Source organism: Polymorphospora sp. NPDC050346, assembly GCF_040655695.1.
GTDB classification, from domain to species: Bacteria; Actinomycetota; Actinomycetes; order Mycobacteriales; family Micromonosporaceae; genus Polymorphospora; species Polymorphospora lycopeni.
In genome coordinates this window covers 82,035-106,846 of the sequence record NZ_JBFAKM010000008.1, presented here as the reverse complement: position 1 = coordinate 106,846, position 24,812 = coordinate 82,035, and the positions used below count along the sequence as shown (strand labels likewise).

The 24,812-nt window shown below is 72.5% G+C and carries 21 protein-coding genes and 3 tRNA genes; 7 read left to right on the top strand and 17 right to left on the bottom strand.

The genetic code is table 11. The annotated features are described in order from the left end of the window. Position 1 precedes the first annotated feature (1 nt). The 6 genes from AB0I42_RS10925 to AB0I42_RS10900 form a co-directional block, all read right to left on the bottom strand. Positions 2 to 1,645, bottom strand: coding sequence for an ABC transporter permease (locus AB0I42_RS10925; protein WP_357536218.1), 1,644 nt, complete (start codon positions 1,643 to 1,645; stop codon positions 2 to 4). Further along, a complete protein-coding gene (locus AB0I42_RS10920) occupies positions 1,642 to 2,586 on the bottom strand; it encodes an ABC transporter ATP-binding protein (RefSeq protein WP_357536216.1) in 945 nt (314 codons plus the stop codon). The genes AB0I42_RS10925 and AB0I42_RS10920 overlap by 4 nt, the downstream gene beginning before the upstream one ends. Next, positions 2,540 to 3,301, bottom strand: a complete 762-nt coding sequence (locus AB0I42_RS10915; protein ID WP_357536215.1) for a TetR family transcriptional regulator — start codon at positions 3,299 to 3,301, stop codon at positions 2,540 to 2,542. The genes AB0I42_RS10920 and AB0I42_RS10915 overlap by 47 nt, the downstream gene beginning before the upstream one ends. Positions 3,302 to 3,548: 247 nt before the next feature. Continuing rightward, positions 3,549 to 3,623, bottom strand: a tRNA-Val gene (locus AB0I42_RS10910). 12 nt (positions 3,624 to 3,635) lie between these two features. Continuing rightward, positions 3,636 to 3,706: transfer RNA gene (locus tag AB0I42_RS10905), tRNA-Cys, on the bottom strand. A gap of 33 nt (positions 3,707 to 3,739) precedes the next feature. Beyond that, positions 3,740 to 3,812, bottom strand: a tRNA-Gly gene (locus AB0I42_RS10900). A 318-nt stretch (positions 3,813 to 4,130) separates the two neighbouring features. Here AB0I42_RS10900 and AB0I42_RS10895 point away from each other — a divergent pair. After that, the gene (locus tag AB0I42_RS10895; protein ID WP_357536213.1) at positions 4,131 to 4,736 is read left to right on the top strand and encodes a TetR/AcrR family transcriptional regulator; all 606 of its coding nucleotides are present in this window, start codon (positions 4,131 to 4,133) and stop codon (positions 4,734 to 4,736) included. A gap of 184 nt (positions 4,737 to 4,920) precedes the next feature. Here the strand turns inward: AB0I42_RS10895 and AB0I42_RS10890 are convergent, their stop codons facing one another. Together AB0I42_RS10890 and AB0I42_RS10885 are read right to left on the bottom strand one after the other, a co-directional pair. Beyond that, entirely contained in the window at positions 4,921 to 5,259 is a 339-nt protein-coding gene (locus AB0I42_RS10890; RefSeq protein ID WP_357536211.1) for a DUF952 domain-containing protein, read from the bottom strand. 191 nt (positions 5,260 to 5,450) lie between these two features. Continuing rightward, entirely contained in the window at positions 5,451 to 6,308 is an 858-nt protein-coding gene (locus AB0I42_RS10885; RefSeq protein WP_357536210.1) for a PmoA family protein, read from the bottom strand. A 142-nt stretch (positions 6,309 to 6,450) separates the two neighbouring features. Here AB0I42_RS10885 and AB0I42_RS10880 point away from each other — a divergent pair, with 142 nt between their 5' ends. Both AB0I42_RS10880 and AB0I42_RS10875 read left to right on the top strand, forming a co-directional pair. Then, positions 6,451 to 7,125: a 50S ribosomal protein L11 methyltransferase gene (locus AB0I42_RS10880; RefSeq protein ID WP_357536208.1), complete on the top strand. Its 675-nt coding sequence runs from the start codon at positions 6,451 to 6,453 to the stop codon at positions 7,123 to 7,125. A 1-nt stretch (position 7,126) separates the two neighbouring features. After that, a complete protein-coding gene (locus AB0I42_RS10875; protein WP_357536435.1) occupies positions 7,127 to 8,341 on the top strand; it encodes a cytochrome P450 in 1,215 nt (404 codons plus the stop codon). A gap of 1 nt (position 8,342) precedes the next feature. Here AB0I42_RS10875 and bioD read toward each other — a convergent pair whose 3' ends face one another. Then, a complete protein-coding gene (bioD, locus tag AB0I42_RS10870) occupies positions 8,343 to 9,086 on the bottom strand; it encodes a dethiobiotin synthase (protein ID WP_357536207.1) in 744 nt (247 codons plus the stop codon). A 218-nt stretch (positions 9,087 to 9,304) separates the two neighbouring features. Further along, positions 9,305 to 10,441, bottom strand: coding sequence for an aminotransferase class I/II-fold pyridoxal phosphate-dependent enzyme (locus tag AB0I42_RS10865; protein ID WP_357536205.1), 1,137 nt, complete (start codon positions 10,439 to 10,441; stop codon positions 9,305 to 9,307). Between the two features lie 53 nt (positions 10,442 to 10,494). Here AB0I42_RS10865 and bioB point away from each other — a divergent pair, with 53 nt between their 5' ends. Together bioB and AB0I42_RS10855 are read left to right on the top strand one after the other, a co-directional pair. Then, positions 10,495 to 11,490 carry a biotin synthase BioB gene (gene bioB / locus AB0I42_RS10860; protein WP_357536203.1) on the top strand — a complete coding sequence of 332 codons (996 nt, stop codon included), beginning with the start codon at positions 10,495 to 10,497 and terminating at the stop codon, positions 11,488 to 11,490. Further along, positions 11,487 to 11,687, top strand: coding sequence for a hypothetical protein (locus AB0I42_RS10855; RefSeq protein ID WP_357536202.1), 201 nt, complete (start codon positions 11,487 to 11,489; stop codon positions 11,685 to 11,687). The genes bioB and AB0I42_RS10855 overlap by 4 nt, the downstream gene beginning before the upstream one ends. Before the next feature lie 303 nt (positions 11,688 to 11,990). On the opposite strand, the gene AB0I42_RS10850 is transcribed toward AB0I42_RS10855, so the two are convergent. After that, entirely contained in the window at positions 11,991 to 14,318 is a 2,328-nt protein-coding gene (locus AB0I42_RS10850; RefSeq protein WP_357536433.1) for a glycoside hydrolase family 9 protein, read from the bottom strand. A gap of 454 nt (positions 14,319 to 14,772) precedes the next feature. Between AB0I42_RS10850 and AB0I42_RS10845 the strand changes: the two genes are divergently transcribed. Together AB0I42_RS10845 and AB0I42_RS10840 are read left to right on the top strand one after the other, a co-directional pair. Further along, positions 14,773 to 16,107 (top strand): hypothetical protein, encoded by a 1,335-nt coding sequence (locus AB0I42_RS10845; protein ID WP_357536200.1) that lies wholly within the window; start codon positions 14,773 to 14,775, stop codon positions 16,105 to 16,107. Positions 16,108 to 16,337: 230 nt separating this feature from the next. Beyond that, positions 16,338 to 17,888 carry an aldehyde dehydrogenase family protein gene (locus tag AB0I42_RS10840; RefSeq protein WP_357536198.1) on the top strand — a complete coding sequence of 517 codons (1,551 nt, stop codon included), beginning with the start codon at positions 16,338 to 16,340 and terminating at the stop codon, positions 17,886 to 17,888. Positions 17,889 to 18,017: 129 nt separating this feature from the next. Here the strand turns inward: AB0I42_RS10840 and AB0I42_RS10835 are convergent, their stop codons facing one another. The 6 genes from AB0I42_RS10835 to AB0I42_RS10810 form a co-directional block, all read right to left on the bottom strand. Next, positions 18,018 to 19,097, bottom strand: coding sequence for a GNAT family N-acetyltransferase (locus AB0I42_RS10835; protein ID WP_357536196.1), 1,080 nt, complete (start codon positions 19,095 to 19,097; stop codon positions 18,018 to 18,020). A gap of 121 nt (positions 19,098 to 19,218) precedes the next feature. Further along, the gene (locus AB0I42_RS10830; protein ID WP_357536194.1) at positions 19,219 to 19,956 is read right to left on the bottom strand and encodes an amino acid-binding protein; all 738 of its coding nucleotides are present in this window, start codon (positions 19,954 to 19,956) and stop codon (positions 19,219 to 19,221) included. A gap of 393 nt (positions 19,957 to 20,349) precedes the next feature. Continuing rightward, positions 20,350 to 21,396 carry a LacI family DNA-binding transcriptional regulator gene (locus tag AB0I42_RS10825; RefSeq protein WP_357536193.1) on the bottom strand — a complete coding sequence of 349 codons (1,047 nt, stop codon included), beginning with the start codon at positions 21,394 to 21,396 and terminating at the stop codon, positions 20,350 to 20,352. A gap of 85 nt (positions 21,397 to 21,481) precedes the next feature. Then, a complete protein-coding gene (locus tag AB0I42_RS10820) occupies positions 21,482 to 22,909 on the bottom strand; it encodes a GH1 family beta-glucosidase (RefSeq protein ID WP_357536192.1) in 1,428 nt (475 codons plus the stop codon). Continuing rightward, complete coding sequence (locus tag AB0I42_RS10815) at positions 22,906 to 23,808, bottom strand: carbohydrate ABC transporter permease (protein ID WP_357536190.1); 903 nt, start codon at positions 23,806 to 23,808, stop codon at positions 22,906 to 22,908. Before AB0I42_RS10815 ends, AB0I42_RS10820 begins: the two co-directional genes overlap by 4 nt. 10 nt (positions 23,809 to 23,818) lie before the next feature. Beyond that, entirely contained in the window at positions 23,819 to 24,802 is a 984-nt protein-coding gene (locus AB0I42_RS10810; RefSeq protein WP_357536188.1) for a sugar ABC transporter permease, read from the bottom strand. Positions 24,803 to 24,812 lie beyond the last annotated feature (10 nt).

Sequence of the window (24,812 nt, the reverse complement as noted above, 5' to 3'; positions counted from 1 at the left end):
GTCAGGTGGCGACGATGTCCCGCTGGCGGAAGCCGGCGAGTGCGGCCGCGCCGACCGCCGCCGCCAACCCGGTCAGCAGCAGCACCGCGACCGGCGCAATCGGCTCCAGCGGGTACTCGCCGACGTGCTCGAACGGCGACACGGCCACCGCCAGGTCGGGAATGTCGAGCAGCGGGGCGAAGAAGCCGACCACCACGCCGTACCCGACGACCAGCCAGACGGCGGGCAGCGCCCGTGGCACGACCCCGTACAGCAGCACCGCGACGGCCAGAACCAGCCAGACCGCCGGGGTGTGAGCGACGGTCCCGAGGACCATCTCACCGACCAGCGCCCCGTCGCCGGTGCTCGCGGCCGCGCCGATCCCGGACGCCAGACCGGACACCAGCAGCAGCCACAACACCCCGAGCGCGGTGACAGCCAGATAACCACCCGCCCAGCCGACCCGGCTGACCGCGGTGGCCAGGACCGGTTCGGTACGCCCCTCGGTCTCCTCGTTCCGCAGCGCCTGCACCGCCAGGACCGCGAAGACGGCCACCACCAGTGCCATCATCAGCCCGATCAGGCCGAGGAAGCCAGCACGCAGATCCTGTTCGCCGCCCATGACGGCCAGCAGGTCGGCGGGCGCGTCGGAGAACCCGTCGAGCAGCGGCTGGGTGAACGCCCCGTACAGCGCCGCACCGCAGGACAGCGCGACGGTCCACCCGACCAGGCCGGCGCGCTGCAGCCGGAACGCGAGCGCGGTCGGGCCGGCCAGCCAGCCCGGCGCGGTCGCTGAACCGCGCCGGGGCGCGATGAGCCCGGCCGTCAGGTCCCGCCGGGCCGACAGGGCATAGCCGGCCGCTGCGGTGGCGCCGGCCGCCAGCAGCGACAGCAGCAGCGGCCACCACCGGTCCAGCGTGTACGGCGCGGTCTGCTGCGACCAGCCGATCGGCGACAGCCAGGACAGCCAACTGCCGTGGGCCTGCGCCATGTCACCCAGGCCACGGAGCACGAACGCGGCACCGAGCACGGTGCCGGCCAGCGACGACGCCGCACGCGGATACTCCGAAAGCTGCACGGTGACCGCCGCGACGCCGGCGAAGACCAGGCCGGTGGCACCGACCGAAGCGCCGAACAGCAGCGCCCCGGCGACGCCGGACGCGGCCATCACCGCGGTGACGAAGACCGCGACCAGCAGGTTCATCAGCACCGTCAGCAGCAGTGCGGCGGTGAGCTGGGCATGCCGGCCGACGACATTGGCCCGTACCAGTTCCGCCCGGCCCGACCGCTCCTCGGCCCGGGTGTGTCGCACGACGGTGAGCAGGCTCATCAGCCCGGCACCGACGATGACGTACAGGCCGTACTGGCCGACGAGGAAACGCTCCATGGTCAGGTCGTCGTAGCCGTACCCGGGGCCGCCGAGCAACGCCCCCATCGGGCTCGCGGCGAACGTCGCGATGCCGGCAAGATCCTCGGGCGTGGCGAACACGGTCCGCAGGGCGGTGCTGAAGTAGCCCATCAGCAGGGCCAGGCCGATCGTCCAGCCGGGAAGCCGGATCCGGTCGCGGCGCAGCATCAACCGCAGCAGGGTACCGGTTCCGGACAGCGTCCCGCTGATCTGACCGGTGCCCGCCAGCCCGAGGCGGTCCAGGGTCGCGGCGGTCATCGCGTCACCGCGCCGTTGTCGTCGAGGGTCACCCCGTCGCGGCGCAGTTCGTCGCCGTAGTGTCGCAACAGCAACTGCTCCAGCGTCGGCGGATGGGCGGTCAGGGCGCGGACCCCGAGCCCACCGAGGACGGGTACGACCTGCGCGAGGTGGCCGCCGTCGACGTCGAACCGCACCTGGCCGCCCTCGACACGTAGATCGTGGACGCCGGGCAGGGCGGACAGTCCGTCGACCGGCCGGTCGACGGTGGCGACGATCGACGTACGAGTCAGGTGCCGCAAATCGGCGAGGCTGCCGGACTCGACGACCCGGCCGTGCCGGACGATCGAGATCCGGTCGGCGAGCACCTCGACCTGGGCCAGGATGTGACTGGACAGCAGCACCGTCCGACCGGCCGCCTTCGCCTCCCGGATACACGTCTGGAAGACCGCCTCCATGAGCGGATCAAGACCAGCGGTCGGCTCGTCGAGCAGCAGCAGTTCGACGTCACTGGCCAGGGCGGCGATGAGGGCCACCTTCTGCCGGTTGCCCTTGGAGTAGGTGCGGCCCTTCTTGGTCGGATCGAGGTCGAACCGCTGGCACAACTCGTCGCGGCGGGCCCGGTCGACACCGCCGCGCAGCCGGACGAACAGGTCGATCGCCTCACCACCGGTCAGGTTCGGCCACAGTTCCACATCGCCAGGTACATAGGCGAGACGGCGGTGCAACGCGACCGCGTCGCGCCACGGGTCTCCACCGAGCAGGGCGACCCGGCCGGCGTCGGCACGAAGCAGGCCCAGCAGGACCCGGATGGTGGTGGACTTGCCGGCGCCGTTCGGGCCGAGCAGACCGTGCACCTCGCCCGGCGCGACCAGCAGGTCGAGCCCGTCGAGCGCGGTGACATGGCCGTAGGTCTTACGTAGGTCGTGGATCTCGATCGCGGGTGGGGTGGAGGTCGGCATGATCGCTCTCCTGATCGGTCGAAGCGGCCGGGGTTCGGGCCGGACGGCCCTCGGTGTCCCCCGGCGGATCGCCGATGTAGAGCAGGTACGTGTCGAGCATCCGGCGGTCGGTCAGGAACCCCTCGGTGAACAACTCCAACGCCGGCAACGCGACCCGGTCGAAGTACGAGGTGAGAAACCCGCCGAGATCCGCCGGATCCACCGGCGGGTTCAACGACAACTCCAGCAGCAACGGCCCCAACGACGCGCCCAGCAGGTAACGGGCCCGCGCCTGCTCGTCCCGGCTCGGCACGATCGTGCCCGCCGCGACGCCCTCGGCAACATACCCGGCCGCGTCGGCCACCATGTGCTCCACGAACGCACGAGCGCGGTCACCACCCGCCTGGAGGCTACGCACGACATAGCCGACCAGCGGCGCGTACTCCTCGATCTTCGCCATCTGCACCAGGAAACTGGCCGGGCCCGCCGAGTCGGCGACCACACCCCGCTTCGTGTCACGCACAACGGTGAAGACGTACTCGTCACACTCCGCCCGCAGCCCCTCCTTCGACCCGAACAGGTGAACCACCAGGCCGGCACTGAAGCCGGCGTCACCAGCGATCGACCGCAGGCTGGCCCCGAACCCCTCCCGCGCGAACCGCAGGATCGCCGCGTCACGCAACCGGGCCCGGGTGGAAAGGTCCCCAGGGTCGACCCTCGAAGGCATTGAACGCATGTTCGAAAGCCTAAATGCCCATTTAGGCGTCGTCAACGGTGACCGACTCAGGTTCACAGACGCGGTAGCTGCCACCGACGCCGATGCCGCCAGGGCCTCGGCGCCACCAGACGTGCGACGCCATGCAGGCGGGTGCCAAACACAGCGTCGACGACGGGGCGAATCCCGACAACGGGTGGTATCGCCGGAGATCAGCAAAAGGCCGGTCAAGAGATATCTTGACCGGCCTTTTGCCTAGCTAAATACATGGTGGGCGATACTGGGTTTGAACCAGTGACCTCTTCCGTGTCAAGGAAGCGCGCTCCCACTGCGCCAATCGCCCTCGCTCTTGCCGAGGTGGAGACGGGATTTGAACCCGTGTACACGGCTTTGCAGGCCGTTGCCTCGCCTCTCGGCCACTCCACCGAGGTAGCCCCCGACTGTGGCGGCATATCTCCGAGCGGACGACGGGATTCGAACCCGCGACCCTCACCTTGGCAAGGTGATGCGCTACCAGCTGCGCTACGTCCGCGTACTGCAGGTCTTGCTGACTTCCGGTCTTGCTTGTCTCCGCTGTTTCCTGGTGACGGATGAGAACTTTAGCCGAGCCTGCCGGCAAGTGCCAACTCGGGTCCCCCTTGGCGCGCCGCCGCCTCCGTGATCCACAAAACCACAGGTCACGGGCTCGGCGTTTCAGTCGGGCCGAGCACACCCCGCAGGCATCCTAGGAACCTGGGTTGAGAGATGGAAGGAAAAAATCCGGCGCGGGCGGGCTCCGGCTTACTGTTCCCTCAACCAAGTGAAGATGATGTGACACAACATGGTGACATCCATGGATTAACGTGACCGCGTGACGAGACGTTCGGCGGAGTTACGCCTCGAATCGCTGCTAAGCGTCGCCTGCGATGTGATCGCCGAACGCGGCCTGGCCAACACCCGGACCGCCGACGTCGCCAAGGCGGCCGGCGTCAGCCAGGCGCTGGTCTTCTACCACTTCGCGACCAAGGAGCGGCTGCTCTCCCAGGCGTTCGCGTACGCGGCCGAGCAGGACCTGGCCCGGGTCGACGCGCTGCTGCGCTCCGGCACCGGCCCGCTCGAGAAGCTGAAGAAGCTGCTGCGGTTCTACACACCGTCCGGCGGCCGGTCCAAGAGCTGGACGCTGTGGATCGACGGCTGGGCCGAGGCCCTGCGCAGCCCCGAGTTGGAAAAGGTGTCCCGCCGGCTCGACCTGCGCTGGAAGGAAGCGCTGACCGAGGTGATCGCGGCCGGAGCGGCCGACGGGACCTTCACCTGCCCCGACCCCGGCGGCGCGGCATGGCGGATCATCGCGCTGGTCGACGGCCTGGCCGTGCAGGTCACCGTGCACGAGCGGGTGGTCGCCCGGCGGCAGGTCACCGAATGGGTGCGGCTGTCGGCCGCCCGCGAGCTGGGCATCGACCCGGGCCAGCTCGCCTGAGCCGGGCCGCCGGCCGGTAAGCCCCGAAAGCGCCTCAGCCGGCTTCAGGCCCGCCTGGCGGTGTCTCAGCCGCCCCAGGCCGCCTGAGACGGCAGGCTCAGCCAACCAGGCCCAGCCTGACGACGGCTCAGCCAATTAGGCCGCCTGACGGCAGGCTCGGCCAATTTGGCCGCCTGACGGCGGCTCAGCCCATCAGCGCGGCCACCGCGTCCGGCACCGGCACGTCCCCGGGTACATCCTCGGCCCGTACCACCGCGTCGACCGGCAGCGGCGCGTACAGGTGCGGGAAGAGCGCCCCGCCGCGGGACGGCTCCCAGCGCAGGTCGGCACCGAGCCGCCCGGGATCGACGGTCAGCAGGACGAGCCCACGCTGGCCGGCGAAGTGCCGGGCGGCCGTCTCGACGACCTGGTCCCGGCCGGAGAGGTGGACGTACCCGTCCCGCCGGTCCACCGCCGACCCCGGGTAACTCCCCCGCGCGCGGGCCTCGGCCCATTCGGCGGCGGCGAGCAGCTTGTAGATCACCCCGCGACACTAACCCGCCCGCTGCCCGCCCCCGGCCCCGCCGGCGCTCGCGCTGATCAAGGAGAACTAAAGCGACAACCCGAACGAACCGGGCACGCCTTCTCCTTGATCGGCGCGCACCCGGCGCGCCCGACGCGCTCGACCGACGCGCCGCCCGGCGCGCCCGATCGACGCGCCGGGCGACGTGGCGATCAGCGTGACGACGGGGTCAGGGGGAGGTCGTGCACCTGGTCACGGGTCAGGGTGCCGTCGGCGACCAGGATCCGGTGGTGGCGGCTGACCGCGCCGCCGGCCGGGACCGGCAGCGTGCTCTCGAAGGCCAGCGCGACACACACCCCCGGGTAGATCCCGGTCCGCACGAACCAGTGGTCGCCGTCGCCGAGCCCGGCGAAGACCAGGCTGTACGGCGCACCGTCGGCCCCCCGCCCGGTGAGCGCGAGCCACGGTTCGGTGCTGCCGTTGACGGTCTCCTCCCCGTCGGCGCCGGCGGTGAAGGTCTGCGGGGTGCCGGGGGCGATCCGCCAGAAGAAGCCGCCGTAGCCGGCGCCGCCGGGGCGGCCGTTGGTGGCCGGGCTGCCCAGCGAGATGTCCCGGCCGGCGGGGGCGGTCAGCGTGTAGGCGATGTCGAGGGCGTACGTGCCGGCGTGGCCGATCTCGCTGACGGCGACGGTGCGTTCCTCGACGAGAAGGGTGTCGCCGGCCGGGTCGAGCCAGCGCAGCCGCTGCGCGAACCCGTCGGGGCGGCGCTCGTGCCAGGTGTCGTGGACGATCCGGCCGTGGTCGTCGAGCCAGGTGTAGCCGGCGTCGCGGACGTAGGTGCGCCCGCCCCACAGGTTGGTGCCGGAGACGTCCTGCATGGCGACGCTGACCCCGAGGTGCCAGCGGTGGTCCTCGGGCAGCGTGTCGGTGACCGGGACGCCGGCGAGGGTACGGACCGGGTGCAGGTGCGGCCGGGGCGACCAGCGCGGGTCGATGTCCGGGGCGAGGACGTAGTCGGCGACGGTGCTGCCGCGCACCTGAAGGCGTACCGGGTCGGGGTGGTCGGTCATCGTGCCTCCGCTCGGGTGGGCGGGCCGGGAAAGCCCTTGCCCCACGGGTTTGCGACAGCGTATCGAGCTTCGTCGGTCGGCGGGAGCCGCCCGTTCGGCCCTCCGCCCCACGGCGTCGTCGGCGGTCGGGCAGAATCGCCGCGTGTCCGACAACCCGGCGGCGTTCGTCCGCGCCTACGCCCGGCTGGCCCCCGTGCCGTTCGTACCCGAGATCAGCCTGCACCAGGCCGACGAGCCGATCGGGTTGTGGGAGCTGACCGAGGGCGAGTTCCGCAGCGCGCAGCCGCCGCCGTTCTGGGCGTTCGCCTGGGCCGGCGGGCAGGCGCTGGCCCGCTACGTACTCGACCATCCCGAGGTGGTGGCGGGCCGGCGGGTGCTGGACCTGGCCTCCGGGTCCGGCCTGGTCGCGGTGGTCGCGGCCCGGGCCGGGGCGGCCCACGTACGGTCGGTCGACGTCGACCCGTTCGCCGGGGCGGCGGCGACGCTCAACGCGGCGGCCAACGGCGTGACCGTCGCCGCCGAGACCGCCGACCTGCTCGACGGCGACGCCGGGGACGCCGAGGTGGTGCTGGTCGGCGACGCGTTCTACAGCCAGGCGATGGCGGACCGGATGTTCGGCTTCCTGCGCCGGGCGGTGAAGGTCGGGGCGCGGGTGCTGGTCGGTGACCCGGACCGGGCGTTCCTGCCCCGCCGGCTGCTGCGGCCGCTGGCCGCGTACGACGTGCCGGTGCCGCCGGCGCTGGAGAGCGTACGGGTCAAGCACACGACGATCTGGGAACTGCCCGGCCCGGCGGGCGGCGGCAGACCGGCCGGCTAGCCTGTCCGACGTGCTGTTCCGCAGTTGGGAGGCGCCCCCGGGGACCGGTGCCGACGTCACGACGGTCGCCGACCACGCCGGCGTGACGCATCTCGTGGTGACCCGGCACGCGCTGGTCCGGCAGGTTCTCGCCGACCCCGGCACGTTCCGCCCCGACAACGCCCTGGACGCGGTCACGCCGGTGCCGGTGGCGGCGCTGCGGGTGCTGGCCCGGCACCGGTTCCGGCTGCCGCCGACGCTGGCAAACAACGGCGGCCCCAGCCATCCGGCGATCCGGGCGATCGTCGCCGACGCGCTGCACCCGACCCGGGTCGACGCCCAGCGGGCGTGGCTGACCGCCGTCGTACGCGGCCGGGTCGGCCGGCTCGCGACCGCGCTCGACCGGGGCGACCCCGTCGACCTGTACGCCGGTCTCGCCGCCGACCTGCCGTTGCTGGTGCTCGCCCGGCTCGTCGACCTGCCGGCCGGCGGCGACGCGAATGGTGACGGAACCGAGGTCGCCGCGGTCAAGGAATTCGCCCGCTGCGCGCTGGAACTCTTCTGGGCGCCGGTCGACCCGGACCGGCAGCTCGCGCTGGCGTCGACGGTGGGCCGGTTCCACGCCGTGCTGCGGGAGTTCGCGGCGACCGGCGGCGGGCTCGCCGCCGACCTGCGGGCCGCCGGCCACCCGCCGGACGTGGTCGTCGGGGCGCTGTTCTTCCTGCTGGTCGCCGGTCAGGAGACGACGTCGCAGTTCCTGACCCTGCTGCTGCACCGGCTGGCCGGCGAACCGGCCGTCCTCGACGGCCTGCGCGACGGCACCGTCGACGTCGCGGCCGTCGTCGAGGAGGGACTGCGCCTCGACCCGCCGATCGTCACCTGGCGCCGGGTCGCCGCCCGGGACACGACCCTCGGCGGGGTCGCGGTGCCGGCCGGTACGAGCGTCGTGCTGTGGCTGGCCCGCGCCGGCCGGGACTCGGCCGTGGTCGCCGAACCGGACACGTTCCGGCCCGGGCAGCGGGGCTCCCGCCGGCACCTGGCGTTCGGGGCGGGCGCGCACCGGTGCGTCGGCGCGCAACTGGCCCGGATGGAGGCGGCGGTGGTCGTCGCCGAGGCCAGCGGCCTGCTACGCGACGTGACCGTCGTACGGGCGCCCTGGTGCCCGGACAACCTGTCGTTCCGGATGCCGGACAGCTTCGTGGTCCGCCGTACCGCGGCCGCCGCCCGGGCCGCCTGACCTACTGTTCGTCGGCCCAGGTGCGCCAGTCGTCGAGCACGCCGTAAAGGGCCGGGGTGAGCCAGCCGGGCGCCGACCGCTGGAACACGCCCGGGTCCATCGTCCCGGCACCGTCCGGCAGCGCCCCGAGCAGGTGCGGGACCAGTTCGGTGAAGTTCGCCCAGTGCACGAGCTGCGGCTCGGCCGGCCAGGCGCCGACCACCACGCCGGCCGGGATGCCGCGCCGCTCCAGCGCCTCCAGGGTCAGCGCGGTGTGGTTGAGCGTGCCCAGACCGGCCCGGGTCACCACGACCGCGGGCGCGCCGAGCGACACCGCCAGGTCGGCGACCGTCCACGCCTCGCCCGACGGGCGCAGACCCATCGGTACGAGCAGGCCGCCGGCCCCCTCGACGAGCACCAGGTCGTGCTCCTTGGCGATATCGCGTACGGCGTCGACGGCCGTGTACAGCTCCAGCGGTTCGAGCGAGGCGACCCGGGCGGCGGCCAGCGGGGCCAGCGGGTCGGGATAGTTCGCCAGGGTACGGGTCGTCGTCGGGGCGCCGAGCCGGGCGACGGTGTCCTCGTCGGCCGGTGCGCCGGTGGCCGTACCGGTCTGGCCGGGCTTGACCATGGCAACGGAGAGGCCCGCGGCGCGGGCGCAGGCGGCGATCGCCGCGGTGACGACCGTCTTGCCGACGTCGGTGTCGGTGCCGGTGACCAGGACCGGCCCCCGCCAGCCGAGCTCGCTCTCACTACCTTCGGTCACGGCGTCACCTCGCTCCGCTCGGCACCGCCGTGAAAACCCCTGCACCAAACGGCTCGCTCACTACGTTCACTCACAGCGCCACCTCCCTCCGCTCGGCACCGCCGCGAAAACCCCTGCACCAAACGGCTCGCTCACTACGTTCACTCACAGCGCCACCTCCCTCCGCTCGGCACCGCCGCGAAAACCGCTGAACCAAACGGCTCGCTCACTACGTTCGCTCACGGTGCGCACTCCACGACGATGTCGAGGGCCCGGTCGAAGTCGGCGCGGGGCACGCCCGCGTTGACGGTCAGCCGCAGCCGCGACCGGGTGTCCGGTGTGGATGGTGGACGGAAGCAGCCGACCGCGACGTCGCGGTCGAGGCAGGCGGCGGCCCAGGCGACCGCCGCCTCCGGGCCGGGTGCGGTGATCGAGAGGACGCCGCCGGCGGGGTCGGAGACGACCAGGCCGGCGGCCCGCAGCCGGCGTACGGCGGTGGCGGCCCGGTCGGCGAGTTCGGCGCGCAGGCCGTCGCCGGCCCGGGCCAGCCGGGCGGCGGCGAGCACCCCGGCGGCGACCGCGGGCGGCAGCGCGGTGTCGTAGACGAAGGTGCGGCCGGTGTCGACCAGGTGCCGGATCAGCGGTTGCGGGCCGGCGACCACACCGCCGGCACCGCCGAGCGCCTTCGACAGGGTGGCCGTGATCACGACGTCGGGCCGGCCGGCGAGTCCGGCGGCGGCGACGGCCCCGGCGCCGGCCGGTCCGGTGACGCCGAGGGCGTGGGCGTCGTCGACGAGCAGCAGCGCCTCGTGCCGGCTGGTCACCGCGTACAGGTCGCGCAGCGGGGCCAGGTCGCCGTCGACGGAGAAGACCGACTCGGTGACGACGACGGCGGGCCGGCCGGGTGCGGCGGCCAGCGCGGCGTCGACGGCGGCCGGGTCGGCGTGCGGGGTCACCACGGTCTGCGCGCCGGACAGGCGGGCACCGTCGATCAGCGAGGCGTGGTTGTGGGCGTCGCAGACGAGCAGGGTGCGCGGGCGGACCAGGGCCCGGATCGCGCCGAGGTTGGCCAGGTAGCCCGACGAGTAGACCAGGGCGGCCCCGGTGCCGAGCCAGTCGGCGAGCGTCGCCTCGAGGATGGCGTGCAGGTCGGTGGAGCCGCGGACCAGCCGGGAGCCGGTCGCGCCGAGGCCGTACCCGGTCAGGGCGGCGCCGGCGGCGGCGGTGACGGTCGGGTGGCGGGCGAATCCGAGGTAGTCGTTTCCGGCGAGGTCGACCACGGAGTCGGTGCCGGAGCGCGGGCGCAGCCGGCGGGTCAGTCCGGCCTTGGCGCGCAGCTCGGCGCGGCGGTCGAGCGCCGCCAGCCAGCCGCTCACTGATCACTCCCCACGTGGTGTCCGGGCAGAAGGACGCCTTGTAGGGTACGACCATGCCAGAGATCCTCGACCGCGCCCGCACCCAGGTGCTCGACGGCGGTGTAGGCCTCGACGAGGCCGGCATCCTCGAAATCCTGCGGCTGCCCGACGAGCACCTGTCGGCGACCCTGCAACTGGCACACGACGTACGGATGCGCTGGTGCGGTCCGGAGGTCGAGGTCGAGGGGATCGTGTCGCTGAAGACCGGCGGCTGCCCCGAGGACTGCCACTTCTGCTCCCAGTCCGGGCTGTTCGCGTCGCCGGTGCGCTCGGTGTGGCTGGACATCCCGTCGCTGGTGGAGGCGGCACGGCAGACGGCGGCGACGGGGGCGACCGAGTTCTGCATCGTGGCGGCCGTACGCGGCCCGGACGCGCGGCTGATGAAGCAGATGCGCGAGGGGGTCGCGGCGATCCGCGAGGCGGTCGACATCCAGGTCGCGGCGTCGCTGGGGATGCTCACCAAGGACCAGGTCGACGAGCTGGTCGAGATGGGTGTGCACCGCTACAACCACAACCTGGAGACCTGCCGGTCGTACTTCCCCAACGTCGTCACCACCCACTCCTGGGAGGAGCGGTGGGAGACCTTGACCATGGTGCGCGCCTCCGGCATGGAGGTGTGCTGCGGCGGCATCCTGGGGCTCGGCGAGTCGGTCGAGCAGCGGGCCGAGTTCGCGGCGCAGCTGGCCGAACTCGACCCGCACGAGGTGCCGCTGAACTTCCTCAACCCGCGTCCCGGCACTCCGCTGGGTGACCGGCCGGTGGTCGAGGCCCGCGACGCGCTGCGCGCGATCGCCGCGTTCCGGCTGGCGATGCCGCGCACGATCCTGCGGTACGCCGGCGGCCGAGAGATCACCCTCGGTGACCTGGGTACGCGGGACGGCCTGCTGGGCGGCATCAACGCGGTGATCGTCGGCAACTATCTGACGACGCTGGGCCGGCCGGCGACCGCCGACCTGGCGTTGCTCGACGACCTGAAGATGCCGGTCAAGGCGCTCTCCCAGACGCTGTGACGACGACGGTGGCGACCTGGTGCGACCGCTGCGGCGAGGTGGCGGGCGAGGGCGACCACGCGGCGTGCGTGGCGGCCCGCGAACTGGAACCGCCGCGTTACTGCCCGGCGTGCCGCCGGCGGATGAAGGTCCAGATCCTCCCGGCCGGCTGGTCGGCCGTCTGCGTCGAGCACGGCCGCCGCACCCCACCCTCGTAGTCCGCGCGCGCCCCTCATGATCCGCGTGATCAGGGACTGAATCGCGCGTGTCGCCGGAGTGGCGACCGGGGTGACGCTGGCGCGATCAAGGGGAAAGCGTGCCCGCCTTGCCCCGCTTCGTCGGACGACTTGTCCTTGATCGACGCTCGATGCCGGGCGGACGGGCGGACGGGCAGCGCGGCGCGCCCCCGGGGTGCCCCGCCCGCCGCCCCGTTGGGCGGCGCGGCGGGCGGGGCGGGTGGCACGGTGTCCGCCGGGCCGGCTCCGGGTGGGTGGGAACGGCCGCCCGGAGCCGGCGCGCGATCAGGACACCGTGCAGGCGGTGCCGTTGAGGGTGAAGGCGGACGGCTTCGGGTTGCTGCCGCCGTGCTCGGCGTTGAAGCCGAAGGAGGTCGAGCCGCCCGGGGCGAGGGTGCCGTTCCAGCCCACGTTGGTGGCGGTCACCTGCGCGCCGGACTGGGTCACCGTCGCCGACCAGGACTGGGTGACCCGCTGCGCCGCGGTCGGGAACGTCCACCGCAGCGTCCAGCCGCTGATCGTCGTACCGCCGGTGTTGCGCACGGTGACGGTGCCGGTGAACCCGCTGTTCCAGTCGTTGGTGCCGTAGCTGACGTCGCACGAGCCGGCCGGCGGCGGCGTGGTGGGTGGCGGGGTCGTGGGTGGCGGGGTCGTGGGTGGCGGGGTCGTCGGGGGCGGAGTCGTGGGCGGCGGAGTCGTGGGTGGCGGGGTCGTCGGGGGCGGCGTGGTGGGCGGCGGGGTGGTGCCGGGTTCGTCGCCCCAGATCCGGGTACCGGCCTCGTAGAGGGTCACCCTGCGGTTCGGCCCGGCCGCCGGCTGGTACGACGGGTCGTTGGCCGGGTTCCAGGTGCCACCCTCCGGTACGCCGATCTTGAACTGGACCTCCATCCGGTGCGCCGACTGGCCGGCCGGCGCGATGGTGTAACCGGTGCAGTCGATCTCGACGTACCAGACGTCGCCGCTGAACTGGCGGGCGGTGGTCGGGGACGGGCAGCCCTGGGTGTAGCCGGGCGTGACGGTGACCGGTCCGGTGCCGTCGGGCCGGAAGTAGTAGCGGAACTTCGAGGTCTTCAGAGCGCGGGCCGGGTACGCCGACTTGTTGTAGACGATCGCCTTGATCCCGGTCGCCCGCGGCTCGGCCTGCATGACCGTGGTCTCGACGGTGGTCTCGTCGATGTCCGGGCTCTCCGGTTGCGGGAAGTTCGGCAGCGGGGTGCCGCCGTACTGGGACGTCAGCCGGGCCAGTGCGGACGTGAAGCCGGCGTTGTAGTCGGTGGCGACCTCGTTCATGACGTAGTCGCCGCGGTCGTCGCGGTAGGCGTCGTCGGGCGAGGACGGCCCGCCGACCAGTGCCCCGTAGAGGACGTGCCGGGTCTCGACCGGCACCGTCTGGCTGTCCCACCAGGAGCCGTGGGCGGTGCGGTGGTGCGGGTTCTTCGGCGGGTTGGCGCCGAAGCCGATCACGTAGCTGGAGTTGCGCGGGTTGGCGCCGAGCGCGTAGTTGATCTGCCGGACGGCGAAGTCGTGGTAGCGGGTCTTGCGGGTCGCGTCGGTGGTCTTGTCGCTGTAGACCAGCGCCGCGAACGCGGTGTTGGCGGCGTAGCGCAGGGCGCCCCAGGTGTCCAGGACGGCCATGCCGCCGGGCGAGGTGCGGACCTTCTCGCCGTTCACACCGACGGTCCAGTAGTCGAGCCAGCGGTTGGCGTCGTCGACGTACTTCTGCCGGCCGGTCAGGTTGGCCAGCAGGACGTACGCCCCGAACTGCTTGTTGTCCCAGGCCAGCGTCCACTTGTAGGAGCGGGTGCTGGTCTGCGGCTCGGTGCCGAGGCGGTCGTACTCGGTCTCGGCCCTGGTCAGGTAGGCGGCCTCACCGGTGGCCCGGTGCAGCCAGATCGCGCCCCAGACGAGTTCGTCCTGGTAACCGCTCCACGACCGGTAGAAGCTCGTCGCGTCGGTGATGCACTCGTGGTAGGACTTCCGGACCGTGTCGGCGAAGGTGTAGAGCTGGCGGGCGTGGCCGACCAGGGTGTTGGCGTACGCGGCGTCGGTGGGCCGGAAGACCATGGAGCTGGCCGCCATCGCGGCGGCGGTCTCGGCGGCCAGTTCGGCGCCGCCGCAGCTCGCGTCGATCTTGTACGCCGGGCGGGCCATCGGCATCACCTCGGCCGGTCCCCACCACTTGTGGTCGTCGTCGCCCTTGCCGACCTGCCCGTAGAGCACGTTCGGGGCGGGGTGCGCCTTGATGAAGTAGTCGTTGACGAAGCGCAGGTTGTTGAGCAGGTGCGGGAGCTGGCCGGAGGCGACGTAGCCGGCGCGGTACTCCACCGCGCCCCAGGCGAGCATGGTGGCGCTGAACGCCATCGGGAAGCCGAACTTGACGTGGTCGCCGGCGTCGTACCAGCCGCCGGTGAGGTCGAGTCCGGCGTCGGCGCCGTCGGTGAGCGCCGAGTCGCCGCGCCAGGAGACCCGGTTCCAGTCCGGCAGCGGGCCGGACTGCTGGGCCTCGTAGAACAGCAGGGACTTCTGCAGGGCCTCGGCGTAGTTGTAGGCCGGGGCGGCGGTGGCCGGTGCCGGGTTGGTCGCCGTGACGACGAGGGCGGCCGCCACGGCCACGGCGGCCGCCGTGGCGACGGCGACCCCGGCGGTCGGTCGCGGCAGGGTGCCGCGGGCGGGGACGGTGGCCGGCGGGTCGTGCCGGTGGCGGGACCGCCACCGGCCGAGGGGCCGTTCACCTCGGCCTTTCAGCCAGGCCGGCCCGAAGGTTGGGCGCACTAGACTTGCTCCTGTCCGTGGAGCCGCACGCGGCGACGCGCAGCGGAGGACACCTGGGGCGGATGTGGGCGCATCCGCCCCTTTTCCGTGGCACGACCGGGTGGCGGTGGCGGGTGGGGGTGCTCCCGGCCGGCCGCCGCCCGTCATCCGTTCGGGCGACGGAGGTCCGTTCGACTGGCTCATGGTCGGGGACCAGGACCGGCCGGGAGCGCTCCCATGGATCCTGGACAATGTAACCGGGAGATTGTGGGTTTGTGAAGAACCCCCGGTGGCGGGACGGGATTACGGTGCCGGAGTGGACCGAACACCTCCCCCGGAACGCCGCGCCCCCACCGGCCCGGACCGGCCACGATGGGCGGTCGTCGCGCTCGTCGCGCTGGTCGCGGCCGTCGCCACGCTGGCCGGCACCGTGCTGGTGGTCCGGCTCCACGCCCGTAGCCCGCTGGACCGCTCCGACCGGGCGGTGGCCGCCGACGCGCTGCCCCGCCTGGAGTTCCTACGCCGGGCCATCGACGACGGGGCCGCGCAGCGGATGCAGCAACTCTTCCCGGAGGGTTACTTCTTCCTATACGTCCTCTACGGACTGTCCTGGCTCGACGTCGGCGACCGCGATCCGGCCCGGCGCGACGAGGCACTGCGGGAGGCGCGGCGGGCCCTGGACGCGCTCGACTCCGACGCCGGGCGGGCTCCGTTCAGCCCCACCCTCGACCCGCCGTACGGCGTCTTCCACGCCGGCTGGAGCGGCTGGCTGCGTGGCGGCGTGGTACGGCTGGCCGGCGGCCCGACGGCAGCGCCGTACGACGCCGAGCGGCTCGCCGCCGACGTCGGCGCGCTGGCCGGGGCGTTCGAGACGCGGCTGGCCGCCACCGGTTCGCCGTTCCTGACCGCCTATCCGGGGCAGGCGTGGCCGGTCGACAGCGCGGTCGGGATCGCCGTCGTACGGCTGGCCGACCATCTGGCCGGCACCGACACGTACGGCGGGCTGCTGGCCCGCTGGCGTACCGCCGCCGACGCCCGGCGCGATCCGGCGACCGGGCTGCTGGCCCACCGGGTCGACCCGGAGACCGGCTTCCCGGTGGAGGGCGCGCGGGCGACCTCGCAGACCGTGGCGCTGCGGTTCCTGCGGGAGGTCTATCCCCAGGACGCGACCCGCGACTGGGTCCGCTTCCGCGACCTGTTCGCCTCGACCACCTTCTGGGCCCCGGGGGTACGTGAGCACCCGCGCGGCACCGACCTGCCCGGTGACGTCGACTCCGGGCCGCTGATCCTGGGCATGTCGGCGTCGGCGAGCGTGGTGGCGCTGGGCGACGCGGTGCTGTTCGGCGACCGGCGTACCGCGGCGGCGCTGTCCGGGCTGGCCGAGACCACCGGGTTCGCGGTCGAGAGCGGTGGGCAGCGACGCTATCTGGGTGGCCTGCTGCCGGTCGGCGACGCGTTCCTGGTGTGGTCGCTGACCGCCGGCGGCTGGATCGTGCCGGCGGCGGAGACGACCGCGCCGCAGGGCGGGCCGGGACCGTGGTGGCGGCTGCCGTGGCTCGTCGGGTTGCTCGCCGTGGTGCCGCCGTGGTGGTTGCTGCTCGTAGTGACACTGCGCCCGATCCTCGTCAAGGGAAAGCGCTTTCCAGTTTAGTGAGATGCATCGCATCATCTATGATCTTGGATCTATTTTCCGCATCATCCCAGCTCAGGGAGCATGAGCGGCGATCCATTCCCCATGATCGAGAGTTGGCATCGGCCAATCCGTCCTGGTATACGGGCGTACGGTTGCCGCTGCTCTTCGTGACCGGCACAGTACGGCCTAGATCAGCGGTGCCATCGAAGCCGCCGCCAACTCTGGTCACACCTCACGAGGAGACTGCGATGGCCTTGCGCCTTGCCGACGGCACCGCATGGGCGGACACCCTCGCCCGTGCCGCTGCCGCCGCCCCCGAGGCATTCGACGGCGACACCCTGCGCAACCTGGTCGAGGGGTCCTGGAAGTCGTCCGGCACCCCGACCCCGGTCCGCACCCCGATCGACAACACCGTTCTGGTCAACCTGCCCCGGCTCGACGGCGAGTCGGCCCGGGCCGCCGTGGCGTTCGCCGCCGCCGAGCACCGTGACTGGGCCGCCACCCCGCTCGCCGAGCGCAAGGCCCGGGTCACCGAGGCCCTCGACGAGCTGACCGTCAACCGCGACCTGCTCGCCATGCTGCTGGTCTGGGAGATCGGCAAGCCGTGGCGGCTGGCCTGCGCCGACGTCGACCGGGCGCTCGACGGCGTCCGCTGGTACGTCGAGGAGATCGACCGGATGCTCGCCGACGGCCGCGAACCGCTGCCCGGCCCGGTCAGCAACATCGCCAGCTGGAACTACCCGATGAGCGTGCTCGTCCACGCCGAACTCGTGCAACTGCTGGCCGGCAACGCCGTCATCGCCAAGACCCCGTCGCAGGGCGGCGCGGTCTGCCTGTCCGTCGCCCACGCCCTGATGCGGCGCGCCGGGCTGCCCGCCACCCTGCTCTCCGGCAGTGGCGAGGAACTGTCCGAGGTGCTGGTCCGGGCCCCCGAGATCGGCGCGGTCGCGTTCGTCGGCGGCCGCTCCAACGGCGGCAAGGTCGCCGCGGCACTGCTCGACTCCGACAAGCGGCACTTCATCGAGCAGGAGGGCCTCAACGCCTGGGGCATCTGGGAGTTCTCCCAGTGGGACATGCTGGCCAAGCACCTGAAGAAGGGCTTCGAGTACGGCAAGCAGCGGTGCACCGCCTACCCGCGCTTCGTCGTACAGCGGGAACTGGTCGACCAGTTCCTCGACATGTACCTGCCGGTCGTCCGGTCGGTCCGCTTCGGCCACCCGCTCGCCGTCGGCGACGACTGGACGGCCGGCGACCCGCTGCCGGAACTCGACTTCGGACCGCTGATCAGCGGCGCCAAGGCCGAGGAGCTGCGCCGCAAGGTCGACGAGGCCGTCAAGGGCGGTGCGGTGCCGCTCTACCGGGGCCGGCTCGACGGGGCGCCGTTCCTGGACGGGCAGGACACCTCCGCGTACGTGGCACCGGCGGTGCTGCTCGCCCCGCCCGGCCGGTCGCGGCTGATGCACGCCGAGCCGTTCGGCCCCGTCGACACGATCGTCGTCGTGGACACCGAGGACGAACTGCTCGCCGCCATGAACGCCTCCAACGGTGCTTTGGTCGCCAGCCTCGCCTGCGACGACGAGGACAAGGCGGCGAAGCTCGCCGTCGACCTCCAGGCGTTCAAGGTCGGGATCAACAAGCCGCGCTCGCGCGGCGACCGCGAGGAGCCGTTCGGCGGCCGGGGCGCGTCGTGGAAGGGCGCGTTCGTCGGCGGCGACCTGCTGGTCGAGGCGGTGACCGTGGGCGCGGGCGACCGGCTCTACGGCAACTTCCCCGAATACAGCCGCTACCCGACGACCTGAGAAAACAGGGGGTTCCCTCCTTCCCGCCGTCCCACGGGAAGGAGGGAACCCCCTTTTCTTACACACCCCAGAAAGGTCCACCGGTGGCCCGGCCCTGCACCAGAAACCGGGCCACCGAGTCGTGCCCCGCTAGGCCGCCCCGGCGGCAGCGGGAGTCGTGGTCCGCCCGGTGGCCGCCCGGGCCACCAGCGGCATCGTGACGCTCACCAGGTCGCCGTCGCGGTCGACCGGCCCCGGCCGGCCCATCCGGGCCACCGTGCGCAGCAGCGCGACGTTGTCGGCGTGGCCGTACGCGACCAGCGCCGCGAACCCGGCCCGGCCCGCGTTCGTCACCAGCCGGCGCAGCAGCGCCGTGCCCAGGCCGCGCCGCTGCCAGGCGTCCTCGACCAGGACCGCCACCTCGCCGACGCGGCCCTCGGCGACCATGCTCGCCATGGCCACGACCCGCTCCCCCTCGCCGCCGGCCGCACCGCGGGTGGTCGCCACCAGGGTCACGCCGTGCGCCGGGTCGAGCAGCCGGCCCAGCCGGGCCGGTGACGGGGCGCCGCCGGTCAGGTAGCGGCGGTGCAGGGCGCCGGCCGAGCAGCGGTCGTGCATCGCCGCCAGCGCACCGGCGTCGTCCGGCGCGGCCGGTCGGACCGTCACCTCCGATCCGTCGACCAGGACCACGGTGACCAGTTCGTCGGTGCGCCGGGTGATCGACGACGCCAGCTCGACCAGGGCCTGCGCCCGGGCGTACTCGGCCGGGGTGAACACCGGCGCGTCCCGCCGGATCTCGTAGCAGCCGCCGGCCGGGTCGGGCAGGCCCAACACCGTGTCGGTGAAGCCGGCGCGGGCCCGGCCGGGCGTCGGCCGCCAGGTGACGGCGGTCGCGCCGAGCAGAGTCCGCAGCAGATCGCCGAGGCATTCCGGGTCGCGGACCAGCCGGGCCGCCAGCCCGAGCGCCCGGGTCGGCTGGTCGGCCAGCCCCTGCGCCTCGGCCCGGGTCACCCAGGCGTCCCGGCCCCGGCCCCGCTCGACGGCGGCGAGCAGGTCGGCCTCGTCGAGGGTGTCCGGAGCGTCGACGAGGAAATCGTCGACCGCGCCCGCCTCGGTCGTGTGCACCTGGACGGCGAGGATGTTGACCGACCGCAGGGCGAGACTCGCGGCCAGCACGGACAGGTATCCCGGCCGGTCGTCGACCGTCGCCCGGATCCGCCACAGCGCCATGATCTGCTCCTTCCGCCGGGGTTGCCGCCGGGACCACCGGTCCCGCCGCCCGCACCTCCTACAGTGCGGGCCGGCTGTTTCCCTCAGATTGCCCGGCGGTGACTTCTCCCGACCGGAAAACTCACGACTGTGCGACGGCCGGTGGCGCGGTCACCAGGTCGAGGCGGTCGCCGAGGATGACCGCGGCCGCCCGGACGAGCTGGGCGATCCGGTCGACCTCGGTGACGTGGAACGCCGCCGCCGGCAGGCCTTCGTCGTCGACCCGGGTCAGCATCAGCACCAGGCCGGCACGACCGAACGGGGCGACCGCGTAACGGGTGCCGACCGGACCGTCCATCGACCGGGCCCGCAGCGGGGTCACCTCCGGCAACACCAGCGGCACGGGAGCCCGCCAGCTCGCGTACGCGACGGCGGGCTCGCCGCCGCCCGTCCCGTTCCCCTCGGTCGGGCGCGGCCCGGAGCCGCTGCGGGCGGCCCAGTCCGCCGGTACGACCGCCGCGGCCGCCCAGTCGGCGGCCAGCAGCCCGGGTACGGCGTCGACCAGGGTGGCGAGCCCGTCGGCGGGGTTCGCGGCGACCTGGGCCAGCAGTTCGGCGTCCTGGCCGCCGGTGGTCGGCGCGCCGATCGCCCGCCACACCCCGTCGACCTGCACGCCGGGGATCGCGGCGAGGCCGGCGAGCAGCCGGTCGACGCGGGAGGCACCCGGCCAGACGACGGTGAAGTCGTCGACGGCCCGGCCGCCCAGCCGCTCCAGCACCACGACCTGGACGATGTCGGCGCCGGCGACGCCCAGCGTGCGCGCCACCTGACCGAGCGCTCCCGGCCGGTCCGGCAGGGTGACCCGAACCCTCAGCAACATCTCAGCCCTTCCTCTCGGCGGTGCCGGCGCAGGACGACGCCGGTACTCGCGATCCAAAGCCTGCCGGGTGGGCGTTTCGCCCCTGTTGCCGTGCCATGACCCGGCAGCAACAGCCCAACTCTGACGCGACGGCCGATCCGGTATCACCCGTTCAGGGGAGCACGACACGGTGTCGCCGCGCCCCCCACTCTGCCCCGCACACCCCCCGTTCGCCCCGGGTTCCTCGGAACCGCACACGTCCCCGTCCCCGCCGGCCCTCCCGCCCCTCCCGGCCCGTTGATCAAGGAGAAGGCGTGCCTGCTTCAGGTCGATTCGCCGGAACACTTGTCCTTGATCGACGCGCGCCTCCGGTGCGGGCGCGGCGGGGCGCTCGCGCGGCGCGGCGGGGCGGGGTCAGGCGGAGGCGCGGGGGATGAGGTGGGCGTCGAGGAGGACGTACGGCTGTGCCAGCTCCTCGCGGCGGATCCGCGCGACCAGCAGCCGGGCCATCTGCCGGCCCATCTCCTCCACCGGCTGGTGCACAGTGGTCAGCGGCGGGTCGGACTGGCGCGCGATCGGCGCGTCCTCGAACCCGACGACGGCGACGTCCTCGGGAACGCGCCGGCCGGCCTCGCGCAGCGCCCGCAGCGCCCCGCAGGCCATCAGGTCCGACGCCACGAACACCGCGTCGATGTCGGCGTCCAACTCCAGCAGCCGGCGCATCGCCGCCGCCCCGCTGGCCTCGCTGAAGTCGCCGTACGCGATCAGGGTGTCGTCGACCCGGCGGCCGCCGGCCTCGACGGCCGTGCGGTAGCCGGTGAGCCGGGCCACGCCGACGCCCATGTCCTGTGGGCCGGCGATGGTGGCGACCCGGGTCCGGCCGTCGGCGAAGAGGTATTCGACGGCCTGCCGGGCGCCGCCGGCGTTGTCGACGTCGACGAAGTACGACCCCTGGGCGCCCGGCTGGAGCATCCGCGCCGGCCGGCCGCCGAGCACGGTCGGCAGTCCACGCTGCTCCAGCAGGGTCGGCAGCGGGTCGGAGTCGTGCAGCGACAGCAGCAGCACGCCGTCGACGTGCTGGTTGGTCAGGTGGTGCTCGACCCGTTCCCGCTCGGCCGGCGACTGGGCCATCGCCAGCCAGAGCTGCATCGGGGTCTCCAGCAGCCCGGAACTGATTCCGCGCACGATCCCGGCGAAGAACGGCTCGCCGAAGACGCGTTCCTCGGACTCGGAGACGACCAGCGCCACCGAGTCGGTCCGCTGGGTGACCAGGGCGCGGGCGGCCCGGTTGGGCACGTAGCCGAGTTCGGCGATGGCCTGCTGCACCGCGGCCCGGGCCTCCGGGCTGACCTGCGGCGAGCCGTTGACGACCCGGGAGACCGTGCCCCGGCCGACCCCGGCGCGGGCGGCGACCGCATCAAGGGTTGGCCGCCCGAGCGAGCGGGTGCGCTGGGTTGTCATCGTCTGCTCCTCCGACGTCCGACGGGCCGGCGCCGCCCCGGGTGGGGGCGGGCGCCGGTCGCCTCTGGTGCTGGCCGATCTCGCCCTATTGTGCGGCCAGCCCGTTACGTCGGATCACTTCGGCGTACCACCTGGCGCTCGACTTGGGAATCCGCAACTGGCTGTCGTAGTCGACGTGGATCATGCCGAACCGCTTCGTGTATCCCCAGGCCCATTCGAAATTATCCATCAGCGACCAGGCGAAGTAGCCGCGAAGCGGCACACCGGCCTCGATCGCCTCGTGGCAGGCGCGCAGGTGGGCGTCGAAGTAGGCGAGCCGTTCCGGGTCGTCGACCCGGCCGTCGACCACCCGGTCGACGAACGCGGAGCCGTTCTCGGTGACGTACAGCGGCACCTCGGGGTATTCGTCGTGGACCCGGCGCAGGATCTCGACCAGGCCGGGCGCGTCGATCTCCCAGTCCATGTCGGTGACCGGGTAGCCACGGGTGACGAAGCGCACGTCCTCGCTGCCCGGCCAGGACGACGGCGCCCGCCAGTACGGCTCGGGCTCGGCGCCCTCGACCGGGGCGGCGACCACGTGCCGGCTGTAGTAGTTGATGCCGAGCACCGACAGCGGGGTGCCGATGACGGCGAGGTCGCCGTCGTGCACGTGCTCGAACCCGGTGACGTCCCGCAGGTCCTCGATCAAGTCGGCGGGGTACTCGCCGCGCAGGATCGGGTCCAGGAAGATCCGGTTGGCGAGGCCGTCGATCCGGCGGGCGGCGTCCAGGTCGCCGGGCGTGTCGGTCTGCGGCGTGACCGGGTAGAGGTTGACCGTCACCCCGAGGTCGTGGTCGGGCCGGGCGGCCCGGATCGCCTGTACGGCGAGCCCGTGCCCGAGCATCAGGTGGTGTGCGGCGCGTACGGCGTCGCCGCCGTCGCTGCGGCCCGGGGCGTGCGCGCCGGAGCCGTACCCGAGGAAGGCCGAGCACCACGGCTCGTTGAGCGTGGTCCAGTAGCGGACCCGGTCGCCGAGGGCGGCGTGGGTGAGCGCGGCGTAGTCGGCGAACCGGGCCGCGGTGTCGCGGACCGGCCAGCCGCCGGCGTCCTCCAGCGGTTGCGGCAGGTCCCAGTGGTAGAGGGTCAGCCACGGCTCGATCTCGTTCTCCAGCAGCTCGTCGACGAGCCGCCGGTAGAAGTCCAGCCCCTCCTGGTTGGCCGGGCCGCTGCCGCCCGGCTGGACCCGCGGCCAGGCGACCGAGAACCGGTACGACTTCAGCCCGAGGTCGGCCATCAGCCGTACGTCGTCGCGGAACCGGTGGTAGTGGTCGCAGGCGACGTCGCCGGTGTGCCCGTGCAGCACCTTGCCCGGGGTGCGGCTGAAGGTGTCCCAGATCGACGGGGTGCGGCCGCCCTCGGCCGCCGCGCCCTCGATCTGGAAGGCCGCGGTGGCGGCCCCCCAGAGGAAGTCGGGCGGGAAGGTCACCCGCTCGTCGAGCAGCGGGATGGTCTGCGGGTCAGCGGGCTTGGTCACGACTTGACGGCGCCTTCCATGATGCCGCCGATGATCTGGCGGCCGAAGAGGATGAACACGATGAAGAGCGGGAGCGTCGCGATCAACGTACCCGCGAAGATCTGCGAGTTGTCGGCGAAGTACGCCGAGTTCAGCGTGCGGAGCGAGATCTGCACCGTCGGGTTGGCCGGGTCGGCGAGCACCACGAACGGCCAGAAGAACTGGTTCCACTGCTCCATGAAGGTGAGCAGGCCGAGTACGGCGGCGGCCGGCCGCAGCGCCGGTGCCACGACGTGCCAGTAGATCCGCCAGGTGGAGCAGCCGTCGACCCGGGCCGCCTCGATCAGCTCGTTGGGTACGGCCTGTTCGGCGTACTGGCGCATCATGAAGATGCCGAAGCCGCCGATCAGGAACGGCACGATGACCGAGGGCATCCGGTTGAGCCACTCCAGTTCGGCCATCAGGATGTAGAGCGGCAGCACGCCGAGCTGGATCGGCACCATCATCGAGGCCAGGATGACCAGCAGCATCGCGTTCTTGCCGCGGAACTTCAGCTTGGCGAAGGCGAACCCGGCCAGCGAGCCGAAGAAGACGGTGGCGACGGTGATGGTGCCGGACACCAGGAACGAGTTGAGCAGACCGGTGAGGATGTTGGCGTCGGTGTTGGACAGCACCCGTTCGACGTTCTCGCCGAGCTTGCCGCCGGGCAGGAACGGCGGTGGCCAGGCGTTCGCGGCGTCGTTCGTCCGGGACGCGATGACGATCATCCAGTAGAACGGGAACAGCGACAGGATCACACCGGCGACCAGGCCGATCCAGGTCAGCGGGGTGGCTCTGAAGAGCTTCTCGCCGGCGGAGCCGTGGTCGGCGGGCTTCTTGCGGCGGTTGGATACGGGCGGGCGCACCATGGTCGTGGTCATCGCGGATGCCTCACTTGTCCGAGCTGATTCGACGGGCGAGCAGGTAGTTGACGACCGACATGAACGCGATGAGCAGGAAGAGGACGAGCGCGACCGCGCCGGCGTACCCCCAGCGGAAGCGCTGGTTCATCACGTCGAGCAGATACATGGTGATCGTCTGGAACTGGCCCTGGGAGCCGCCCGAAAGGCCGCCCGAACCGCTGGTGAACAGCAGCGGCTCGGTGAAGAGCTGCAGGCCGCCGATGGTCGAGATGATCAGCGTGAAGATGATCGTCGGACGTAGCTGCGGGATCGTGATCGACCAGAACTGCCGGATCCGGGACGCGCCGTCGAGCGAGGCCGCCTCGTACATGTCCTTGGAGATCGACTGCATGGCGGCCAGGTAGATCAGCGCGTTGTAGCCGATCCACCGCCAGTCGACCATCGTGGAGATCGCGAACCAGGAGGCGAAGCGGTTCGCGCGCCAGTCGATCGGATCGATGCCGACCAGGTCGAGCGCCCAGTTGACCAGGCCGAAGTCCCGGGAGTAGATCATCGAGAAGATGAGGGCCACGACGGCGGTGGACGTGATGATCGGCATGGCGATCGCCATCCGGAAGAAGGTCTGGCCCTTGATCCGGCGGTTGAGGGCGTTGGCCAGCATCAGCGCGAGCAGAAGCTGCGGGACGGTCGACATGATGAACATGCCGAACGTGTTGAGGACCGCGTTCCAGAACTGGGGGTCGTTCGTGAGCAGCTCGACGAAGTTGTCCAGGCCGACGAACGAGATCGTGGTGTTCAGCGGCGACCGGTCGGTCAGCGCGATCCAGACCGTGTAGACGATCGGGTAGGCGCCGAAGATCGCGAAGATCACGAAGAACGGCAGTACGTAGAGGTACGGCGAATACTTCAGGTCCAGCCGGGTCAGCGAGCGACGGCGCTCGCGGTCCGGCTTCGGCTCTGCCCGGCGGCCGCGCGACCGGGCCGGGGAAGCCGTGTCGAAATCCAGGCTCATGGATCCTCCA